This window comes from Halorussus pelagicus, assembly GCF_004087835.1.
Classification (GTDB): Archaea; Halobacteriota; Halobacteria; order Halobacteriales; family Haladaptataceae; genus Halorussus; species Halorussus pelagicus.
Genome location: NZ_CP035119.1, coordinates 294,029 through 313,071 on the forward strand (window position 1 = coordinate 294,029; position 19,043 = coordinate 313,071).

Genomic DNA, 19,043 nt, shown 5'->3' on the forward strand with positions numbered 1-19,043 from the left:
GGCTCAGTCGTCGCCCGCGGCGGCCTCGGTCGCGCCTTCTTGGGCTTCGAGTTCGGCGGTTTCGAGGTAGTCGTCGGCGTCGAGTGCGGCCTTACAGCCCATGCCCGCGGCGGTCACGGCCTGCTGGTAGTGGTAGTCCACCACGTCGCCAGCGCCGAAGATGCCGGGGACGCCGGTCTCGGTCTGGCCACCGCCCTTGCCGCCCTCGGTCTTGATGTAGCCCGCGTCGTCCATCTCGACGGCCGTGTCTTCGAGGTAGTCGGTGTTCGGCGTGTGGCCGATGGCGAGGAAGACAGCGCCCACGTCCATCTCGAACGCCTCGGTCTCGGGGTCGTCGAGTTTGTCGGTGGGACGGCCCTCGGGGTGGCGCACGAGGTCAACGTAATCGACGCCATCCTCGACGGAGCCGTGAATCTCGCGGACTTCCGCGTTCTTGACGACCTCTATCTCTCCCTCTTCGACCTTCTCGTGGGTTCGGTCTATCCAGTAGTCTTCGGCGCGGAACTCCTCGCGGCGGTGGACCAGATACACCTTCGAGGCGAACTTTGTGAGGAAGTTGGCCTCCTCCATCGCGGCGTCGCCCCCGCCGACGACGATCATCTCCTCGTCGCGGAAGAACGCGCCGTCACACGTCGCGCAGGTCGAGACGCCGTAGCCCATGAGTTCGTCCTCACCGGGGATGCCCAGCGTCCGAGCGCTCGCGCCGGAGGCGGCGATAAAGGCGTCGGTGGTGTACACGTCGCCGTTCGCAAGTTCGACGCGGTAGGGCCGCGAGGAGTCGTCTACGTCCTCGATGACGCCGTTCTTGACCTCCGCACCGAAGCGCTCGGCCTGCTCTTTCATGTTGTTGATGAGGTCCGGGCCGCTGATTCCCTCGGGGAATCCGGGGTAGTTCTCCACGTCAGTCGTCAGGGTCAACTGGCCGCCGGGTTCGTCGCCCTCCAGCACGAGGGGGTCGTTGTTCGACCGCGCGGCGTAGATGGCCGCGGTCAGACCCGAGATGCCGCTCCCCGAGATTATCATCGTGCGGTGTTCGACGCCGCCGTCCGTGGTTTCGATTCCCAGTTTCTCGTTTAATTCGCCCGCCTCGTCAAGCGCCTGCGTGTCGTCGAACCCGCCGATGAGTTCGTCGTCGATGAACACTTCGGGCGCGGTCTGGCGGCCGTCGGCACGCTCGACCATCTCATCGAACAGTTCCTCGTTTCCGGTGACGTTATACGTCTCGTACTCGACGCCCTTCGAGTCGAAGAGGTCCTTTGCCTTCTCGCAGTACGGGCAGTCCTCCTTCGTGTAAATCTCTACGTGCGGGTGTTCGCTCATGGTGCAATATTGCTACCGAGAGGGTATTTAGCTTGTGTTGTCCCCTCGGTTTTCCGGTTCCCGCGCTGAGACGCAACGAGACCCGTTACGGGATTCTGTCGCGGAGAGCGAGAAGCCACAGGGTCGAAACGAGCGCACCAGCCAGTCCGAGGAACACTGTGAGTCGCTCGGAGATGCCGCTCCACTCGCCCAACAGCGACCCCGCGTTGAATCCGAGCGGGAGTCCGCCGACCACGAGTACACTCTCGGCCGAGGAGTCCGTGTACTTGCCGACGAGGGAAGCGCCCGCGAGGAGGGCACCGGCACCGACGACCGCCACGACAGCGATAGCGGGAAGGCCGAACGAACCGCGTACTCCCGATTGGAGATACCAGTAGGGAGCGAACGGCGCGGCGAGAGCGACCAACACGAGGAGATAGCTCCCTATCGTCCCGAGACTGCCAGTCGTTCGTTCTGTTTCGCTCACATGCGGTCGTCGCTCGAAGCGGAAATAATTCTTTCGCGGCGACCGCCCTCGAAACGCCGCTCCGATGCCCGCGGCCGTCGGCCACTCGTCCGCGAACGTCGGGTGACTGCACCGTTGACAGTCGAAGTTTTTACCCCTCGTTTCGGCCTATGGCGAGTATGCCCGCCGACCTCGAAGAGAAGACCGACCGCTACGAGGGCCTGCTCGCCGAAGCGCTCGACGCCGCCAAAATCGCGCCGCCGGAGGACACACCGATGGGCGAGGCCGCCGCCGAGTGTCTGGAGATGGCGACCTCTTACCTCGAAGACGGCCGTCACTTCCGCGAGAACGACGACCCCGTGAACGCACTGGCGTCGTTCTCCTACGGCCACGCGTGGCTGGATGCGGGTGCCCGCGTCGGCCTCTTCGACGTGCCGCGCGAGGGCCACCTCTTCACCGTCTGAACGCTCGCGGTCTCGGACTCGGACCTTCGCAGTCGGTGACGGAGCGTCAAAATAAGCACGACGGGCGAGTCGCTCAGTGCGACGAGTGGCGACGGTCCGTCTCGTGGCTCTCGTGGAGACCCTGTTCGTTCGCCGCTTCGCGCCGTCGCTGCTCTTTGTGCGAATTAGCCATCTTCGAAACCCCCGCGAGGAGGTTGCGCGAGGACATCGTTAGCCGTGCTGGCTACTCACCCGACGACGCCGAAGCCGAACATCGGACCGAACAGCAGGTGGAGACCGACGCCCACGAAGAGCGCCGGAATCGTGGTGTAGATGGAAGCGACGACCGCGGCGGTCTTGTCCACCGCGAGCAGGGGGAACAGCGCGTCGCCGTCCTGACTGATGGCGTTGGCCACCAGCGCCGAGAAGGGAACCGCGCCCTCGGCGTAGACGCCGGTGAGGACGATCTGCGGGCCACAGCCCGGAATGAGTCCCACGAGCGCGCCCGCGACGGGTGCGAACAGGCCCGCGGCCGCGGCCAGCGCGCCCACGTCCACGCCGAGCAGGACGACGCCGTACTCGTAGAGCAGGTACGCCGCCAGCACCCAGACGGTAACGAAACTCGTCTCCATCGCGGCGTGGACCAGCGTGTCGTACGTTCCGGAGAACGATTCGCGGGCGCGGCCCACCTGCCCGTCGCCGAGATACCGCCGACCGATGAAGTAGAGGAAAAACGACAGCGAGGTTCCCGCGATGCCGACGACGGTGAACAGGCCCGCGAACGAGAGACCGAGTTCCAGCGGGACCTCGGGCGCGCCAGCGAGAAGGTACGTCACACCGAGCGCGAGCGCCGCGAGCGCGGCGACCCACCAGAGCGCGTGAACCGCGTGAGAGAGCGGCGTCAGGACCGGAGACTCGCGGGCGGGGTCGTCGTGAGTCCCACAGCTATCGCCCTCGAAGCCGTGCGGGCCGGTCGCCGGGTTGCCGGGAACCGGAGCGCCGGACGACATCGCGCCGCCGTCGGTCACGGCCGGGTCGATTTTTCGAACCGCGGCGTCAACTCGGGCGACACCCACGCCGAACCGGTCGATGACGTAGCCCGAGACGACGGCCGCGACGAATGCGATGCCGTAGGCGTAGAGACCCGCCTTCGGCGCGAGCGCCAGAATCACGAACGCCGAGTCGCCCGCGGTGGCGATGAGCGTGGCGACGACGGTGCCGAAACTGACCGTCCCGCGGACGTAGAGAGGCATCATGACGATGGCACCGCCACAGCCGGGGGTCAGCCCCATCGCCGCGCCGACGAGCGGTTGGATGCGCTCGCTGTCGCTCAGTCGCTCCACCAGCGCCCCGCCGGTCCAGTATTGGACGAGACTGAACAGCAGGACCGTCACCGCGACGAACGCGCTGACTTGCACGTAGCCGTCGCGGACCGACGCGACGAAAATATCGAACAGTTCGGACATCTCAGGGGTCCTCCGCGGCGACGAGTTCGCCGCCGAACAGTGGATTAGACATATCTAAAAATAGATTTAGCATAGTAGAATTTATAACTTTCGGCATAGCTCGTTCTCCGAGGGGATTTCGCGGCAAGTTTTTTCTATTAGCCACGCCCATGGTACTTTGTATGAACGAAACGTACGTGCGGCTGCTCTGTCCGGAGTGTGGCAAGGACTGGGAAGCGACGCCCGACAACCTTCCGTCCCACGACGAGACGTTCCACTGTCCGGGCTGTCACGCCTCGCGGCGGACCGCGGAGTTCGCGCGGACCGAGCGGGACTTGGAGACGCTAAAACAGTTCCAGTAGCTAGCTACTGGTCGCGGAGCGCGCACCGCACGCTTCGCACCGCAACAACTGCGCTCCCTGTTCTCGTTCGAGTTTCGTGTCCGGTAGGCCACACTCCGAACAGCGGACGAACTTCTCGACGTACTCGTCGAGGGCGTCCTCGATGCGGCGCTGGCCGAACTCGCCGGTCAGGCGCGCGCGTCCGCTCTCGTCGATGTGCGCGCTAGTCCCGAGGTCGTTCTGGAGGAACTTCAGAACGTGGTCCTCGTCCCTGCCGAGTCTGTCGAGCGTGTCCTGAAAGTTCTCGTAGACCGTGACGTTGCCCTCTTGGCGCACGTCGGCGTCGGGCACGTCGAAACGGTCGCCGCTGCCCTCTCTCTCGGGCGTCTCGTCCATTGCCCGTTCGAGGTGGTCGTCGTAACCCTCCATAGCGGGACCAACGGTCCTGAGCCGATAAAAAGTTTACAGACTCGCGGAAACTCCGTCGGAACGCGCGTTACGATTCGTCCAAGCTCGCGTTTCCGCGCGGAACGAACGGAACGCTACGAGATAATCGCGTACTACCGTGCTATCGGGTAACACCGCCGATTACGGGGTCGTACGCCAGAGTGGTACGCAAAGCATGTTAACTGGACTCAAGATAATACTATAACCCTGCAACTGTTAGCCTCGTTTGCTTATGAAGAAGCAGGAACTTATCCACCTTCACGGCCTGCTCGCGGAGGTCGGGAACTACTTCGAGGCGGAGAACAGCACAGAAATCGACTTCGACGAGTACGAGTCTCTTGGCGTACGACCAACTTCCATTCATAAATCGAAGACTGACCACAAGGCGGCAGTCTTTGCTATGGCGAACGCAATCACGTCCGAAATGACCGAAGCCGAGGCGGACGAGAAGGTCGCCGCCAAGGCCGACTGAACTCCGACGCGACGCTTCCTCAGGAAATCAATTCGACAGCGGCAGCGCTGTCCGCGAGCGGCCGTTTTCAGCTTCGTCTCTTCGAATAGCTTCGACTACCGAACCGCCTGTAGACAGAGAAGTCGAGGCCGCAGTGTGAGGCAACAAGCCGCGAAGGGCACGTCGCCGGGGAGACCGACAGCGCCGGGCGTTACTCGATGAGGTCCTCGAACTCGGGAAGAACCTCGTCGTCGTCGCTCGTTCCGTCCTCCGCGTCGTCGGACGCCTCCTCGGCGTCGGTCTCAGAGTCGTCTTCCTCGTCGTCCTCGATGACTTCGACTTCGAGGACGGTCAGGGGGATATTTTCGAGGCGCTGGCCGATTTCCTTCCGAGCGATGCGCGAGGCGTGTTCTTCGCGCTCGACGTTGAATACCGTCATCTCCAGTTCCAGCGCGACGAGGCTCTCGTCGGCCGCGATGAACGCCGGTTCCAGTTCCTCCCCGCAGTGCGGACACGACCGCTCGCCCATGTTTATCTCGACGTAGTTGAGGTCGGGGTTGAGCAACTCCCCGGTCTTCGAGATGGCGATCCGAACTGCTTCGTCCGCCGTCTCCACGTCGTAGACCGGGACTGCGGCTTCCACGACAACTCTGCAGTTCATGACGCGTAGAAGTTGTAGCGCCAACAGTATCAACTTTGGCCCTAAAGCGAAAGGTTCCCATGTGTTCGTCCCGTTCGGTCCCGCGATGGAGTCGGGTTCGATACCGGTGACGGACCTCTCGGGGGGCGTAGACCTACAAGCGACGCTGGAAAGCGGCCAGACGTTCTGCTGGCGACGCGAAGACGACCGGATGTACGACTCGGTCGGTCCGAGCGGCGGGTCGGCGTGGTACTCGACCGTCGTCGGCGGCCACGCCGACGCCGACCCGGAAGTGGTCCGCGTGCGCCAGCGCGACGGGATGATCGAATGGGAAGCGACGACAGACGCCGACTCGCTGGTAGTCGAGCGACTCCGACTCGACGACGACCTGCCAGCCATCTTCGAGGCGATTCCGGACGACGACCTGCTCTCGGAGGCCACCGACGCCTACCGGGGACTTCGTATCGTGGACGACCCCTTCTTCCCCTGCCTGATTTCGTTCATCTGCTCGGCCCAGATGCGCGTCGAGCGCATCCACGGGATGCAGACCGCCCTCGCCCGCGAGTTCGGCGAGACCGTCGCGTTCGACGGCGAGACCTACCACGCGTTCCCGACCCCGAAGCGCCTCGCGCGCGCCAGCGAGGACGACCTCCGGGAGTTGGGCTTGGGCTACCGCGCGCCCTACGTCCAGCGGTCCGCGGAGTTGGTCGCCTCGGGCGAGACCACGGCCGAGGACGTTTGGGGTCTCGACTACGCCGACGCCCGCGAGGCGATACAGGCGTTCGTCGGCGTCGGCGACAAGGTGGCCGACTGCGTGTTGCTGTTCTCGCTGGGGTATCTGGAGGCGGTTCCGCTGGATACGTGGATTCAGAGCGCCATCGAGGAGTATTACCCCGACTGCGAGCGCGGGTCGTACGCCGAAACGTCGGACGCCATCCGGACCGCGTTCGGGGGCGAGTACGCGGGCTACGCCCAAACCTACGTGTTTCACTATCTGCGGAATCAGGAGTAGCACCGATTCGGACACGTCGCATCTCGCGGCCGGTTCGCACGCACCCGAACCGACTTCCGTCGGAACGACGAATCGGCGTCCGAGCCATGCCGAACGACTCCGAAAACAGCGAGGAGCGAACGCGGGCACACGCGTTCGTCTCCGGGACGGTACAGGGCGTCTACTACCGCGCGAACACCCGCAACACCGCCGTCGAAAAGGGCGTTGAGGGCTGGGTCCGAAATCTCGATGACGGCCGCGTCGAGGCGGTCTTCGAGGGACCAGCGGCGGCCGTCGAGGAGATGGTCGAGTGGTGTCACACCGGCAGTCCCGCCGCCGAGGTCGAGGACGTGGAAGTCGAGTACGGCGACCCGGAAGGCGAAGACAGTTTCCGAATTCGGCGGTGAGAATTTCCCGACGGCCTGCGGCGTCGGCCAGCGCGAGCGTCGGTGACGACCCCCGACGACAGCACTTAACGCGCTCCCGGCCGAACCGCCGGGTATGATTACCTCCGAGCGGATGGCGCAGGTGGACGCGAATGCAGCCGCCCTCGGCGTACCGCGCAAGCAGTTGATGGAGTCGAGCGGGAACGCGGTCGCCCGCGAGGTCCGGGCGGTCGCCGACCCCGGTGCGCGGGTCGCCGTCGTCGCGGGCCGCGGGAACAACGGCGGCGACGCCTTCGTCGCGGCCCGGTTCCTGAACGACTACGACGTGTCGGTCCACTTGCTGGGCCGCGAAGAGACGATTGCGACCGACATCGCCCGCGAGAACTGGTCGGCGCTCCAACAGAGCGACTACGCGACTGAGACCGTCACCGACTCGCGGGACTTCGCCCTTCCGGACTGCGAAGTCGTCGTGGACGCGATGCTCGGAACCGGCGTCACGGGCGCGCTCCGGGAACCCGAGACCACCGCCGCCGAGCGAATCAACGAGAGCGACGCGACCGTCGTCGCGGTGGACGTTCCCTCCGGCGTCGATGCGGACACCGGAGGGGCCGAAGGCACTGCGGTCTCGGCCGACCGCGTGGTCACCTTCCACGACCGGAAACCCGGTCTCGACTCGCTGGACGCCGAGATTACGGTCGCCGACATCGGCATTCCCGCCGCGGCTGAGCGATACGTCGGGCCGGGCGACATGCGCCCGGTCAGGCGAGAATCAGGGACCGGGGACGCCCGCGCCTACGTCATCGGCGGCGGGCCGTACACCGGCGCGCCAGCGCTCGCCGCGCAGGCCGCGCTCCGGGCGGGCGCGAACCTCTCGTTCGTCGCCGCGCCCGGCCCGGTCGCGCCCCAGATTCAGGGCTACACCGAAGACCTCATCGTCCAATCCTACGAGGGTGAGCGTCTGACGCCCGAGCAGGTTCCGAACCTCGTGGACACCGCCGAGAGCTACGACGACGTGGTCGTCCTCGGGCCGGGCCTCGGCAACGCCGACGAGACCCTAGAGGCCGCAAAGCAGTTCCTCGAATCGTTCTCCGGGCGCGCCGTCGTGGACGCCGACGCGCTCCCGGTCGTTCCCGAAGTCGAGACTGACGCCACGCTCGTCTGCACGCCCAACCGCAAGGAGTTGGCGAAGATGGGCGGCCCGGAAGTCGAGTCGGCCGACGCGCTCGCGGACCGCGCCGACGAAATCGAGGCCTTCGCCGCCGACCTCGGCCACGTCGTGGTGGCGAAGGCGAGCGAGGACGTGATTTCGGACGGCGAGCGCACCCGCGTCTCGCGGGCCGGAACCTCCGGCATGACGGTCGGCGGCACGGGCGACACGCTCGCAGGCGCGACCGCGGGCCTGCTCGCGGCCCACGATCCCTTCACGGCGGCCTGCGCGGCGGCGTACGCCAACGGCCGCGCGGCGGAGCTGCTGGAAGACCGCCACGACGGCCTGCTGGCTTCGGACCTGTTAGACGTACTTCCCCGCGCAATCTGGGGTGGCGACGATGCGTGAGGAGCGCGGGTCGCCGGAGGCGAACCGAAACGGAAGCGGCGACGCCGCCGGGGACGGAGCCGACAGCGAGACCGAACTGACCCACACCGACGACGAGGGCGAGGTCCAGATGGTGGACGTGGGCGACAAGCCCGACACGGCGCGCCGAGCGGTCGCCGCAGGCGAGATTCGTCTTCAAGCGTCCACTGTCGCGGCGATTCGGGACAACGACGTGAGCAAGGGCGACGTGCTGGCCACCGCCCGCGTCGGCGCGGTGCAGGCGGTCAAACATACGTGGGAGACCATTCCGATGTGCCACCAGATTCCCATCACGAACGTCGAGACCGACTTCGAAGTCGGCGACGAGCGCGTGAGCCTCGAAGTCGCCGTCGAGACCACGGGCAAGACCGGGTGCGAGATGGAGGCTTTAGAGGGCGTCACGACTGGGCTGAACGTCGTCTGGGACATGGTGAAAGCCGCCGAGAAGGACGCCGACGGTCAGTATCCGGAGACGGCTATCGAGAACGTCCGAGTGGTCGAGAAGCAGAAGCGCGAACTGTAATCAAGTCGCTCTGTCGCCGGTCTCGTCTTCGCCGTCGGTTCCCTCGTTTTCGGCTGTTTCCGACTCGTTTCGTTCCTCGTTTTCCGCCTCGTCGTCCGCTTCCCCGCGCGGGTCCCGATACGTCACCTCCTCTTCCAGCGTGACGAGGAAGTCCGGCGGCATGTCCTCGTTCGCCCGCCGCCAGCGGTACACGTCGTACCAGTGGCCGAGACTCGCCACTGCAAACAGGACGACGACGAGCGCCGCCGCGACGATTGAGTCCACCCCGTCGAACGGCGCGACGCCGAGTCGGACCAGCGCGAGGAATCCGGCCGAAATCGCGGTGACGAGGAGATACACCTTGTACCACGCGACTCGCGTCCGCGGGTCGTTGGCCAGTAGCAACTCGACGGTCGGGTCGCTCACGCGACCCACCACCCTGTCGCGGTCGGCGTCATAGGCGACGAGACCCCACTCGGCTAGTATCGGAAGGTGACGCCGTCGAAGCGTCGCGGCGACCGCCGCGACGCGCTCGGAAGCCACCTCGTCGCGCGTCGCGGGTCGCTCCCACGCCGCGACCTGTCGCGCCACCTCCGCGACCGGGACGGGACCGGACCGCTGGTGCAGGTAGTAGAGTGCATATCTGCGGCGGCGGTTTCGGACGACCGCGGCGACCAGTCGCTCCCGAGAGCGAGGGTCGGTCTTCGAGCGCCTGCGGTTTCGGTCGCTGTCCATCGTCTACGAAGGGAGTGTTCGAGAGATCGGGCGTGGCCGCGCCTGTCGTCGGTAACTGACGGTCGGGGCTACTTTGTTATTCGCTCGGGGTTTCCGTCGGCATCGAGACAATCAGAGATACGAGGACGGAAATCGCGGTTACCGGGGTCGAAAGCCGCCGTAACGCGCGTTTCGGGAGTCGAGACCGACCCACTTAGGCCGAGAGCGCGTTCGCCAACTCCCCGGCCTTTGCTCTGGACTGTTCGACGATGGCGGGCCGGGCCTCGAAGTCCACGACCACCTCGTCGTCGGCGTAGGACACGTCGTTGACCCGCGCGTGGTCGTGGACCCACGAGACGACGCTCATCGTGTCGTCGGTCATCGGCAGGACCAACTTCTCGCGCTCCCAGTCGGGGAGTTCGTCGTCGATGCGCCCGCGCAGGCCGACCAAATTCGTCTGCTCTTTGCCCGAGACCGCGATGGGATTCGGCGCGAGCGCGGAAAGGGCTTCGACCTTCTCGGCGAGTTCGTCCTCGCTCACGGCGTCGATTTTGTTCAACACCGTCACGATGGGTGCCTCGTTGCGCTCGTAAAGGGTGTCGTGACAGGTGACGAGTTTCTCGCGTATCTCCTCGATTGGTTCGCTCACGTCCACGACGAGCAAAACGAGGTCGGCGTGATACACCGCGTCGAGCGTGGATTTGAACGACTCGACCAGCCAGTGGGGCAGGTCGCTAATGAACCCCACAGTGTCCGTGAGGAGCACGTCGCGGCGCTCCATGTCCATCTTTCGCGTGGTCGTGCCGAGCGTGGTGAACAGTCGGTCCTGCGCCTCGGCGGTCGTGTCCAAGTCGGGGTGCAACTCCTCGTTCTCGCCGAGTTCGATGTCGGCCGCGAGGCTCTGCATCAGGGTCGATTTCCCGGCGTTCGTGTAGCCAGCCATCGCCACGAGGTCGAATCCCGACTCCCTCCGGCGGGCGCGGCGGTCGGCCTCCGTCCGGGCGATGGAGTCGAGTTCGTCCTTGATGTTCGAAATCTGGTTTTTGATGTCCTGCTCGCGGCTCTCGTCGTACTCGCCAAGCCCCATGAACCCCGGCCGCTCGTCGCGCTTGGCGAGGCTGGTCTTGGCCTCCGCGCGCGGGAGTTCGTAGCGCAACTCGGCCAGTTCGACCTGCAACTGGGCCTTCCGAGTCCGTGCGCGCTGGCCGAATATTTCGAGGATGAGCCTGAATCGGTCGATGACCTTGGCCTCCTCGGGGAACGTCTGGCCGAGGTTGTACGTCTGGTACGGGCCGAGTTCGTTGTCGAAGATGACGACTTCGGCTCCGGTCTCGGCGACCGCGGTCCCGATTTCGGTCGCTTTCCCCTCCCCGACCTGTAGCGCCGCGTCCTCCTTGCGCGACTGGGTGAACTCGGCGACGACTTCGTAGCCCGCGGCGCGGGCGAGGTCGCGTATCTCTTCGGTGTCTGGCGTGCCGGAATCGACTCGCTTGACGATTATCGCTTTCATAGGAACAGTTTTCGGGCGGCGTAGGCGGCGTGGTGTGCGGCTTGCACGGTCTTGCGTTCGGCTATACTCTCGACGTACTTGAAACTCGGGCCAAGGAACTGCTCGACTCTCACGTCGGGTTCCTCGTAGAACTCGCCGCGCTCGGCAACCACGGGACCCTCGGGCGGTTCGGGCAGGTCCGCGACTGCATCCGCGACGACGCGGGCGGCGTTCTCGAACGTCGGCGGATTCCTGCTCGTTGCGAACCCCATCCCCTCGACGGACCGCAGACGATTCGTGCCGACGGCGGCGTAGACCGCCGCCGCGACCATCAGGTACTCGCCGGACTCCTCGTGGCGGCCGCTGATATCGACGCCGACAACGGTGGTTCCGCTGGCGTTAGCCTCGCCGGGCCTTCACCTCGGTTTCCACGTCCGCAATGCCCATGTGAGGAGGCTACGGTCCCGCGGCATTTCAATCATGCGTCGGCCGGACTTCCGAGAGGTCGTCGCCAATCGACTGCTCACCGACCGTTCGTGGCGTTGATCGCCTCGTCGTACCACGGTGGTCGTTCGACGGTCGTCTCGCCGACCGCCGAGTATCGAACGTCCATCGTCCGATGGCCCGAGACGTTCCCGCGCTCGAAGTCGTACTCGTAGGTGAGGTCTGTCACTAGACCCGACGGAGCGACGAGCGCGGTGGCCGTGAGGTTCGTCGCCCGGACTTCGACGGTCTCGTTAGAGTAGCGGTAGGTGAACGTCTCGTCGTCGCGCTCGGCCGCGACTTGGAACCACATCCGTTCGTTCCGTTCGACCGTCGTCACGCTCGTCTCGGAGGCGTCGAACGCGTCCGTGAGAAGCGACGTGCTACTGAACTGGGTCGCCGCAAATCCTCGCCCCGCGTGGCGTCGATAGTTATCGGTGTTGAACAGCGTGACTGAACCGTTCGTGTAGACGCGAAGGTCGTCGATTGCGTGCCCGCCGACGGTGACGCCGGTCCCGGTCTGTGTGTTGTTGAACCGCAGTCGTTCGGGACCGACCTGTACGCGTTCGGTCCAGTTGCCGAGTCGGGTTCCGTTCGGGGCGGTGACGGTCGCGTTCCGAGTGTACGTGTACGACCGATTCGCCAGCGCCGCTTCGTGGGCGGCGGCGAACGCCTCGGCGTCCGTCACTCCCGACGGGGAGAGGCCCGGAGGAGAATCGTCTTCGACTACGGTCGCTGTCGTCGTATCGTCAGTATTTGTCGTCGCAGTAGCGGTTGCAGTCGTCGGAATTGTAGTCGTCACGTCTGTTACAGTCGTCGTCTCGGCAGTAGTCGAGGGCGATGCTTCGCTTCCGCCGGGTGCGCTACTGCATCCCGCGAGGACGAGCGTCAGTCCGAGGAGAGCCGTCAGGGCAACGCGTTTCATGTCTACCTATTGACTGTCGCTGTACAAATATTTCCGGTCGATACGTCGCGTAGGCGAACTACCGCCGAGACCGCGTCCAGTATTAAAGTAGCACCTAGAACTTGAACCGCTCTCGGTCGTAATCAATGACGGAGTAGTTCACCACAAGAACCTTAACCCGCTAATGAGCCATTTTGGATATGCCCCTCGAAATAGACCCCCAACAACTCGGACTCGAATTCGGGTCCGGGGCCGTCGTCGGCGGTATCATCGGCTTTGCCGCCAAGAAGATAGCGAAGCTACTCGCCGTCATCGTCGGTCTCGAACTGGCTCTCTTCAAGTTCCTCGAATCGCGCGGTATCCTGACGGTCGATTGGGACCGCCTCACTGCGGGCGTCCTCCAGACCAGCGAAGTCGCCCAGAACGGCGCGCCCCCGTCGTGGGTGACGACCATCCTCTCGACGCTCTCGGTCGGTGCCGGGTTCACCGGCGGCTTCATGGTCGGCTTCCGGAAGGGATAGTTTCGAAGTCGTACTGCTCAGCGGCGTCTCGCCGTTCGACGCTCTCCGCGACGACGGTCGGCACGAACCGCTTCATTTTCCACGCCTGATAGACCGTCAGTCCGAGCGCACCCAGCACGGCGACCAGCCCGAACAGCGGTCGCTGGACGACCAGAAGCGTGTAGCCGAGTGCCGCGGCGCTCGCTACCCCCGCGAATGCGAGGAGGACGAGGCGGCGCTTCCGTAGCTCGTCTTCGTGAGCGGCGACGATTTCGCCAGCGCGACCTGCTTCGACCGCCCGATAGGTGGTCTCGTCGTTGGGTTGGTCGTACGCCAGCACGTCTACGAGCGCCATTTAGCGCATGCTGATGTCGTCTTCGTCCTTGATAATCTGGGTCTCGGCCTCGCCGCTGGTGTGTTCGTTCACGAGGTCGTAGAAGTCGTTCTGCATTCCCGCGGGGAACGTGAGGACGCCGACCCACCCGCCGTCGTTCTGCCACTCCTCGCGTTCGAGTTCGCCGAACTGCCGAATCTTGGCCTGCGCGCTCCCGGCGTAGTCGGCGGGCACCTGCACCGCGACGGTCACTTCGTCGAACCGGATGGGGATGACCGGCCGGAGCGCGTCGAGGGCGTCATCGACCTGCGTCTCGACGGGTTCCATCGGATCGACGCGAAAGTCGGTTTCCTCCAGCGCGGACTCGATGCGCTCGGGTGGGTGGGGCGCGTTGTCCATCTGGGGGTTGACCGCGTTGCGCGTGATGCGGTTGACCAGATTCTTGTGCTTCTGTTCTTGCATCTCGCGGCGCTGTTCGGCCGTAATCTGTATCTCTCCGTCCGTGATGACCTCGGGGATGATTTCGAGCGGGTCGGTCGTGCCGAACACCTCTTCGAGGGCGCTCTCGGCGGGTCGGTCGCCGCGACTCGCGTTCTCGAACACGTCCTCGGCCGCGATAACGTCGGTTAGTTCGCCGTCGAAGTCGCCGCGCTTGATTTCGAGCGCGGCGTCGGGGTCTACCAGCACCTCGAACCGTTCGCCGTGGGATTCGAGGCGGGCGGTCACCGCCTCTTCGAGTGGTATCATGGATTACGGTAGTGCCCCGCGGCTAAAATAAGCTTCCCGTCGGAGAAGAGCACCCCCGACCCTACTCGTCGGTCCGTCGCTCCACGAGGAGCAACACGGCTAACCCGAGGATGATGATGGTGTAGGCGGTCGCGGCCAACAGCGCGGCGTTTTCGGAACTGTACTCGCCAGTTCGGAAGATAATCGCCTTCCGGACCATGGCGATGACGCCGGTGTAGATGACCAACCGGACGATGCGGCGGGTGTTGCTCTCTTGGGTGTAGGCGACGACGGTCTCGTACACCTCCACGATGATGAACAGCAACAGCGCGGTGTCGATAAACCCGACGACGACGAGCGGATCGGTGATGTCGCCGCTGACCGCCGTCTGGAAAATCTGCAACCCGAGGTCGAAGACGCCGATGGCGAACAGAACGACTAACACGAGCGCCGCGACGACCTCGACGTAGCGGATGAGCGACTCGCTCATATCGAGGATTCGCTCCGGGGTGGTGTCGGCCTCCGAGACCGAAGCGTCCGCAACCTCCTCGTCGGCGGCCATACGCCTGAGTTGGGTTACATCATAAAGAATCTAGGTTTCAGTCAGCGATTCGAGAAGATCGAACTGGACCAACTATATAATATATTTTATATTTTATTATTAAATATTTATCTATTAATTAGAAAATATTAACTTATTATGGTAGGACTTCCAACCGCAATGTCCGAAACACGACGATCGGTACTGAAGAAAGGAATCGCCGCGGCAACTGTCGGTAGTGCCGGACTCGCTAGCGTCACCGGTTCGGCATCGGCGGCGACGTACGATACCCTAATTCGGGTCGAACCGAAGAACACCTCAACTGGCCCACAGAACTACGAGGTGGAGTTCCCGAGTGCGTACGTAGAAGGTGAAGACGGGAGCATCGAGAGTGACACGTACTTCCAGTCGGAAAACGGTAAGATCCAGTTTGGCGGGACCGTCAACTTTGATGGCGATAGATTCGACGAGATTTCCACTACGGCCGACCCGGCGAACGTAGAAGTGAACTTCGCCGACGACGTGTACGTTCTCGTCAACGACGAGTTTATTTACTACTAGTTTCAGTCGAAAGCCTGAGCGGAGCCGTTACTACGACGACTATTTTTGACGGATTACTCCTCCTGCGCCGCGAACTCGACCAGCGTCAAGTCCCTATCCAGCATGCAGTAGTCGTGGGGCGGGTCACCCAGTATTTCGGCTATCTGGTAGTCCTCGTCGAAGTCCGCGCCGACCGGTTCGCAGTACTCGTGGCTCGGACACTCCGTGTGCGGGCACGGCCCGTCGAGACTCGCCTTGCTCCCGGCGTAGGCGTTCTTCGCGGAGACGTTGGCTTTCATTCCGACTGGTTCGACCTCGACGGCCGTGACGCCGGTGTCGTGGACGCCGCAGTCGAGGGTTTGGGCACCCTCGCGCACGTCGCTAACGCGGTAGCGCACGCCTTCCGAGAGGTTGAGACACTGGTCGCGGTACGGACAGCCGTCACAGGCGGCGGCTTCGCCCTGATAGACGAACTCCTGTCCGGGGTTGGCGAGTCGAGTTCCGATGAGGGTGATGGACGACATGGCGACGAATACGCAGGCCGCTCGGTTAAGACTCTCGTCCCATCGTTTCGAGACGCCGTCGGTGCGAAATTCGCGTAGACGCCGGTCGCTCGGCGGCCAAAATCACCGAGCGCGCGACGAGCGTTCGTTACTCCCCAGTCAGTTCGTCCAGTTCGTCCAGATACGCATCCCGCGGGACCTGATACGCGTCCCGATAGTCGAGGTCCCCACGGGCGAACTCCGCGGCGAGTTCGCGTGCGTTCTCGACCGCTTCCGCGCGCGTGTCGTACGTCCGCGCCGGGACGAGTTCGACCTCGGGTTCGAGGAAGAACTCGACGCGCCAGACGTTCGTCCGCCCGTATTCGGCCTCCGCGGCCGGTCGGTTGGCCTGTCCCGCCGCGACGTACAGCGTCGGCATGCAGGCCGCGGGGAACTGGTCGGCGTCGAACACGTCCGGGCGATACGCGTAGATTGCCCGCCCGTCGGGTTCGTCGTTCCAGACCGTCCAGCCTTCCGGCAGGTCCGCGTCGGTCGGTCCGTCGCGCGCCGACGAGTCGGGGTCGGAGTCGCGCCGGGATGAGGTGTCGGGGTCGCTCTCCGGTGACATGTCGGCGTCGTTCGTATCGTCGCCGTCGCTCATATACGTCGGTTCGCCCCTGTCGCGGAAGACCTTACTGGTCGCCAGCGGGCGACAGCGACTCCCTGCGTACGGGTATATTTAAAGACGTTATATGGTACTAACTCTCAAACGAGGGACGACGCCACTCGCCCGCCTCAGTCGTCGGATTCGAGAGAGTTAATTCAGTGAGAGCCGAAATTGAATCGGAATAACATTTATATGGCTTCATCCCATCTATTAAATAGTATCGGTGGTAACGCGCCACGCGGTATGCGGTAACACCTACCAAAACACATTCACGTCCGCCCGAACCCTGTCGCCCTCCGATGTCGTGTCGCAGTGAATGTGGTGTGGGGATGGCACGCACATGATCGGCCAGCACGTAAGCGTCCCGCGCGCGAGCGGGACCGAAGGGGTTGAAAGGGGCATCTGGCACCGACAGCACCGAGCTTGCGGTAAGTTGTCAATTAACAGACTGGCCGACACCTCTTTGTGCGTGTGTAACTACCACATATTTCGACCGCGAACGGCCAGAACCATCGGTCAGCGGTTCGCGCGCTCTCGGACTCTCCCAACGAAATACGTGATACGATGACAGAATCACTGGAAGAACTCAGCCAGCGGTACCAAGAATCGATGCCCGAAGACCTCCGCGAGACCAAGTCCTTCGACTGGTATCTCGACGAGGTGTACGAGGACCCAAAAATCGCCAGAAACGCCCACCAGCGGGTCGCGGACATGTTCGACTACTACGGCACCGAGTACGACGAGGACGCCGGAGTCGTCGAATACCTGCTCGCCTCGGAGGACCCGCTTCACGACGGCGAGAACACCTTCTACGGCCACGAGATTCACCGCGCAATCCACGAGTTCGTGAACAAAGTGAAGTCCGGCGCGCGCGGTCTCGGCCCGGAGAAGCGTATCAAACTCCTGCTAGGTCCGGTCGGCTCGGGCAAGTCTGACTTCGACCGGCAGGTCCGGACCTACTTCGAGGACTACACTCTCAGCGACGAGGGCCGGATGTACACCTACCGGTGGACGAACCTCTGTGAGGTGATTCACGACCAAGACCCGGCCGACGACACGGTCCGGTCGCCGATGAACCAAGACCCCCTCGTCTTACTCCCGGTGGACCAGCGCCAGCGCGTCATCGACGACCTCAACGAGAATCTGGACGCGCCCTACACAATCCAGAACGAGCAGAGCCTCGACCCCGCCTCGGCGTTCTACATGGACGAACTGCTGGCCCACTACGACGACGACATCAAGCAGGTGCTGGAGAATCACGTCGAGGTCGTCCGTCTCACGGCCGACGAGAACAAGCGACAAGCCGTCGAGACCTTCGAACCGAAGGACAAGAAGAATCAGGACGAGACCGAGCTGACCGGCGACGTGAACTACAGCAAAATCGCCATCTACGGCGAGTCCGACCCCCGCGCGTTCGACTACTCGGGGGCGTTCTGTAACGCGAATCGGGGCATCTTCTCGGGCGAGGAACTCCTAAAGCTTCAGCGCGAATTCCTCTACGACTTCCTCCACGCCACGCAAGAACAGACCATCAAGCCGAAGAACAACCCCCGAATCGACATCGACCAGGTCATCGTCGGCCGGACGAACATGCCCGAGTACCGGGACAAGAAGGGCGACGAGAAGATGGAGGCGTTCAACGACCGGACCAAGCGCATCGACTTCCCGTACGTCCTCGAATACGACGAGGAGTCCCAAATCTACCGGAAGATGCTGTTCAACGCCGACGTGCCCGACGTTCACATCGAGCCACACACGCTCGAAATGGCGGGACTGTTCGGCGTCCTGACCCGCATCGAGGAACCCGACAGCGAGATGGTAGACCTGATGCAGAAGGTCAAGGCCTACAACGGCGAAATCAAGGACGGCGAGGACGTGGACGTGAAGAAACTCCGCGAGGAGGGCGAGGAGTCCGCCGACATCGGTGAGGGGATGGAAGGGGTTTCGGCCCGGTTCATCGGCGACGAAATCGCGGAGGCCATCATGAACTCGACCCACCGCGATAGGGGGTTCCTCTCGCCTCTGTCGGTGTTCAACCACTTCGAGGAGAACCTCGAAAATCACGGCTCCATCCCCGAAGAGAACTTCGAGACCTACTACCGCTACCTCGAAATGGTCCGCGAGGAGTACAAGGACCGCGCCATCGAGGACGTGCGCCACGCGCTGGCCTACGACATCGAGGAGATTCAGCGCCAAGGCGAGAAGTACATGGACCACGTCATGGCGTACATCGACGACGACACCGTCGAGGACGAACTCACCGGCCGCGAGCAGGAACCCGACGAGAGTTTCCTCCGGGCCGTCGAGGAGAAACTCGATATCCCGCGCGACCGCAAGAACGACTTCCGCCAAGAGGTGAGCAACTGGGTCTCGCGGCGCGCCCGCGAGGGGTCGCCGTTCGACCCGCAGGACAACGACCGCCTGCGCCGCGCGCTGGAGCGCAAGCTCTGGGAGGACAAGAAGCATAACATCAACTTCTCGGCGCTGGTTTCCAGCAACGAGATGGACGACGACGAACAGAACGCGTGGATAGACGCACTCGTCGATCAGGGCTACTCCCGCGAGGGCGCGAAGGAGGTGCTGGAGTTCGCCGGTGCAGAGGTCGCCCGCGCGGAGATGGAGGACTAACCGTGGCGACCGGCCACGACGACCGGACCGGCCGCGACGCCACCGGCCGCG

At 63.8% G+C, this 19,043-nt stretch carries 24 protein-coding genes; 10 read left to right on the forward strand and 14 right to left on the reverse strand.

Features of this window, described 5'->3' with window-relative positions:
- Positions 1–3 precede the first annotated feature (3 nt).
- Complete coding sequence (grxC, locus tag EP007_RS01520) at positions 4–1,320, reverse strand: glutaredoxin 3 (protein ID WP_128475967.1); 1,317 nt, start codon at positions 1,318–1,320, stop codon at positions 4–6.
- Between the two features lie 85 nt (positions 1,321–1,405).
- Positions 1,406–1,786: a hypothetical protein gene (locus EP007_RS01525; protein ID WP_128475968.1), complete on the reverse strand. Its 381-nt coding sequence runs from the start codon at positions 1,784–1,786 to the stop codon at positions 1,406–1,408.
- Positions 1,787–1,944: 158 nt separating this feature from the next.
- Between EP007_RS01525 and EP007_RS01530 the strand changes: the two genes are divergently transcribed.
- Positions 1,945–2,229 carry a DUF357 domain-containing protein gene (locus EP007_RS01530; protein WP_128475969.1) on the forward strand — a complete coding sequence of 95 codons (285 nt, stop codon included), beginning with the start codon at positions 1,945–1,947 and terminating at the stop codon, positions 2,227–2,229.
- 227 nt (positions 2,230–2,456) lie between these two features.
- Here EP007_RS01530 and EP007_RS01535 read toward each other — a convergent pair whose 3' ends face one another.
- Positions 2,457–3,674 (reverse strand): putative manganese transporter, encoded by a 1,218-nt coding sequence (locus tag EP007_RS01535; RefSeq protein WP_128475970.1) that lies wholly within the window; start codon positions 3,672–3,674, stop codon positions 2,457–2,459.
- Positions 3,675–3,835: 161 nt separating this feature from the next.
- Between EP007_RS01535 and EP007_RS01540 the strand changes: the two genes are divergently transcribed.
- Positions 3,836–4,015 (forward strand): DUF7836 family putative zinc-binding protein, encoded by a 180-nt coding sequence (locus EP007_RS01540; protein WP_128475971.1) that lies wholly within the window; start codon positions 3,836–3,838, stop codon positions 4,013–4,015.
- Here EP007_RS01540 and EP007_RS01545 read toward each other — a convergent pair whose 3' ends face one another.
- Entirely contained in the window at positions 4,016–4,423 is a 408-nt protein-coding gene (locus tag EP007_RS01545) for a translation initiation factor IF-2 subunit beta (protein ID WP_128475972.1), read from the reverse strand.
- A 250-nt stretch (positions 4,424–4,673) separates the two neighbouring features.
- Here EP007_RS01545 and EP007_RS01550 point away from each other — a divergent pair, with 250 nt between their 5' ends.
- Positions 4,674–4,913, forward strand: a complete 240-nt coding sequence (locus tag EP007_RS01550; protein WP_128475973.1) for a UPF0058 family protein — start codon at positions 4,674–4,676, stop codon at positions 4,911–4,913.
- Positions 4,914–5,103: 190 nt separating this feature from the next.
- Here the strand turns inward: EP007_RS01550 and EP007_RS01555 are convergent, their stop codons facing one another.
- Entirely contained in the window at positions 5,104–5,553 is a 450-nt protein-coding gene (locus EP007_RS01555) for a DUF555 domain-containing protein (protein ID WP_128475974.1), read from the reverse strand.
- Between the two features lie 85 nt (positions 5,554–5,638).
- On the opposite strand from EP007_RS01555, the gene EP007_RS01560 reads away from it, so the two are divergent.
- The 4 genes from EP007_RS01560 (at position 5,639) to moaC (ending at position 9,005) form a co-directional block, all read left to right on the forward strand.
- Positions 5,639–6,544: a DNA-3-methyladenine glycosylase family protein gene (locus EP007_RS01560; protein WP_128478473.1), complete on the forward strand. Its 906-nt coding sequence runs from the start codon at positions 5,639–5,641 to the stop codon at positions 6,542–6,544.
- Positions 6,545–6,630: 86 nt separating this feature from the next.
- Positions 6,631–6,930 (forward strand): acylphosphatase, encoded by a 300-nt coding sequence (locus EP007_RS01565; protein WP_128475975.1) that lies wholly within the window; start codon positions 6,631–6,633, stop codon positions 6,928–6,930.
- A 94-nt stretch (positions 6,931–7,024) separates the two neighbouring features.
- On the forward strand, positions 7,025–8,464 hold the full coding sequence (locus tag EP007_RS01570) for an NAD(P)H-hydrate dehydratase (protein ID WP_128475976.1): 1,440 nt from the start codon (positions 7,025–7,027) through the stop codon (positions 8,462–8,464).
- The gene (gene moaC, locus EP007_RS01575) at positions 8,457–9,005 is read left to right on the forward strand and encodes a cyclic pyranopterin monophosphate synthase MoaC (protein ID WP_128475977.1); all 549 of its coding nucleotides are present in this window, start codon (positions 8,457–8,459) and stop codon (positions 9,003–9,005) included. The genes EP007_RS01570 and moaC overlap by 8 nt, the downstream gene beginning before the upstream one ends.
- On the opposite strand, the gene EP007_RS01580 is transcribed toward moaC, so the two are convergent.
- The 4 genes from EP007_RS01580 to EP007_RS01595 all read right to left on the reverse strand — a co-directional run bounded on the left by EP007_RS01580 (position 9,006) and on the right by EP007_RS01595 (position 12,595).
- Entirely contained in the window at positions 9,006–9,719 is a 714-nt protein-coding gene (locus EP007_RS01580) for a DUF7344 domain-containing protein (protein ID WP_128475978.1), read from the reverse strand. It lies immediately after the preceding gene.
- A gap of 193 nt (positions 9,720–9,912) precedes the next feature.
- Entirely contained in the window at positions 9,913–11,208 is a 1,296-nt protein-coding gene (gene hflX / locus EP007_RS01585) for a GTPase HflX (RefSeq protein WP_128475979.1), read from the reverse strand.
- Positions 11,205–11,519, reverse strand: a complete 315-nt coding sequence (locus EP007_RS01590; protein WP_243700420.1) for a DUF2209 family protein — start codon at positions 11,517–11,519, stop codon at positions 11,205–11,207. Before EP007_RS01590 ends, hflX begins: the two co-directional genes overlap by 4 nt.
- 191 nt (positions 11,520–11,710) lie before the next feature.
- A complete protein-coding gene (locus tag EP007_RS01595; RefSeq protein WP_128475981.1) occupies positions 11,711–12,595 on the reverse strand; it encodes a hypothetical protein in 885 nt (294 codons plus the stop codon).
- Positions 12,596–12,774: 179 nt separating this feature from the next.
- Between EP007_RS01595 and EP007_RS01600 the strand changes: the two genes are divergently transcribed.
- The gene (locus EP007_RS01600; RefSeq protein ID WP_128475982.1) at positions 12,775–13,095 is read left to right on the forward strand and encodes an FUN14 domain-containing protein; all 321 of its coding nucleotides are present in this window, start codon (positions 12,775–12,777) and stop codon (positions 13,093–13,095) included.
- Here EP007_RS01600 and EP007_RS01605 read toward each other — a convergent pair.
- From EP007_RS01605 to EP007_RS01615, 3 genes are all read right to left on the reverse strand, one after another.
- A complete protein-coding gene (locus EP007_RS01605) occupies positions 13,070–13,429 on the reverse strand; it encodes a hypothetical protein (RefSeq protein WP_128475983.1) in 360 nt (119 codons plus the stop codon). The genes EP007_RS01600 and EP007_RS01605 overlap by 26 nt on opposite strands.
- Entirely contained in the window at positions 13,430–14,155 is a 726-nt protein-coding gene (locus EP007_RS01610) for a ribosome assembly factor SBDS (protein WP_128475984.1), read from the reverse strand.
- Positions 14,156–14,216: 61 nt separating this feature from the next.
- A complete protein-coding gene (locus EP007_RS01615; protein ID WP_128475985.1) occupies positions 14,217–14,696 on the reverse strand; it encodes a phosphate-starvation-inducible PsiE family protein in 480 nt (159 codons plus the stop codon).
- Positions 14,697–14,855: 159 nt separating this feature from the next.
- Here EP007_RS01615 and EP007_RS01620 point away from each other — a divergent pair, with 159 nt between their 5' ends.
- Positions 14,856–15,236: a hypothetical protein gene (locus EP007_RS01620; protein WP_128475986.1), complete on the forward strand. Its 381-nt coding sequence runs from the start codon at positions 14,856–14,858 to the stop codon at positions 15,234–15,236.
- A gap of 53 nt (positions 15,237–15,289) precedes the next feature.
- On the opposite strand, the gene EP007_RS01625 is transcribed toward EP007_RS01620, so the two are convergent.
- Both EP007_RS01625 and EP007_RS01630 read right to left on the reverse strand, forming a co-directional pair.
- Entirely contained in the window at positions 15,290–15,739 is a 450-nt protein-coding gene (locus EP007_RS01625; protein ID WP_128475987.1) for a UPF0179 family protein, read from the reverse strand.
- A 127-nt stretch (positions 15,740–15,866) separates the two neighbouring features.
- A complete protein-coding gene (locus EP007_RS01630) occupies positions 15,867–16,358 on the reverse strand; it encodes a DUF5820 family protein (RefSeq protein ID WP_243700421.1) in 492 nt (163 codons plus the stop codon).
- 570 nt (positions 16,359–16,928) lie between these two features.
- Here EP007_RS01630 and EP007_RS01635 point away from each other — a divergent pair.
- Positions 16,929–18,992 carry a PrkA family serine protein kinase gene (locus EP007_RS01635; protein ID WP_128475988.1) on the forward strand — a complete coding sequence of 688 codons (2,064 nt, stop codon included), beginning with the start codon at positions 16,929–16,931 and terminating at the stop codon, positions 18,990–18,992.
- Positions 18,993–19,043 lie beyond the last annotated feature (51 nt).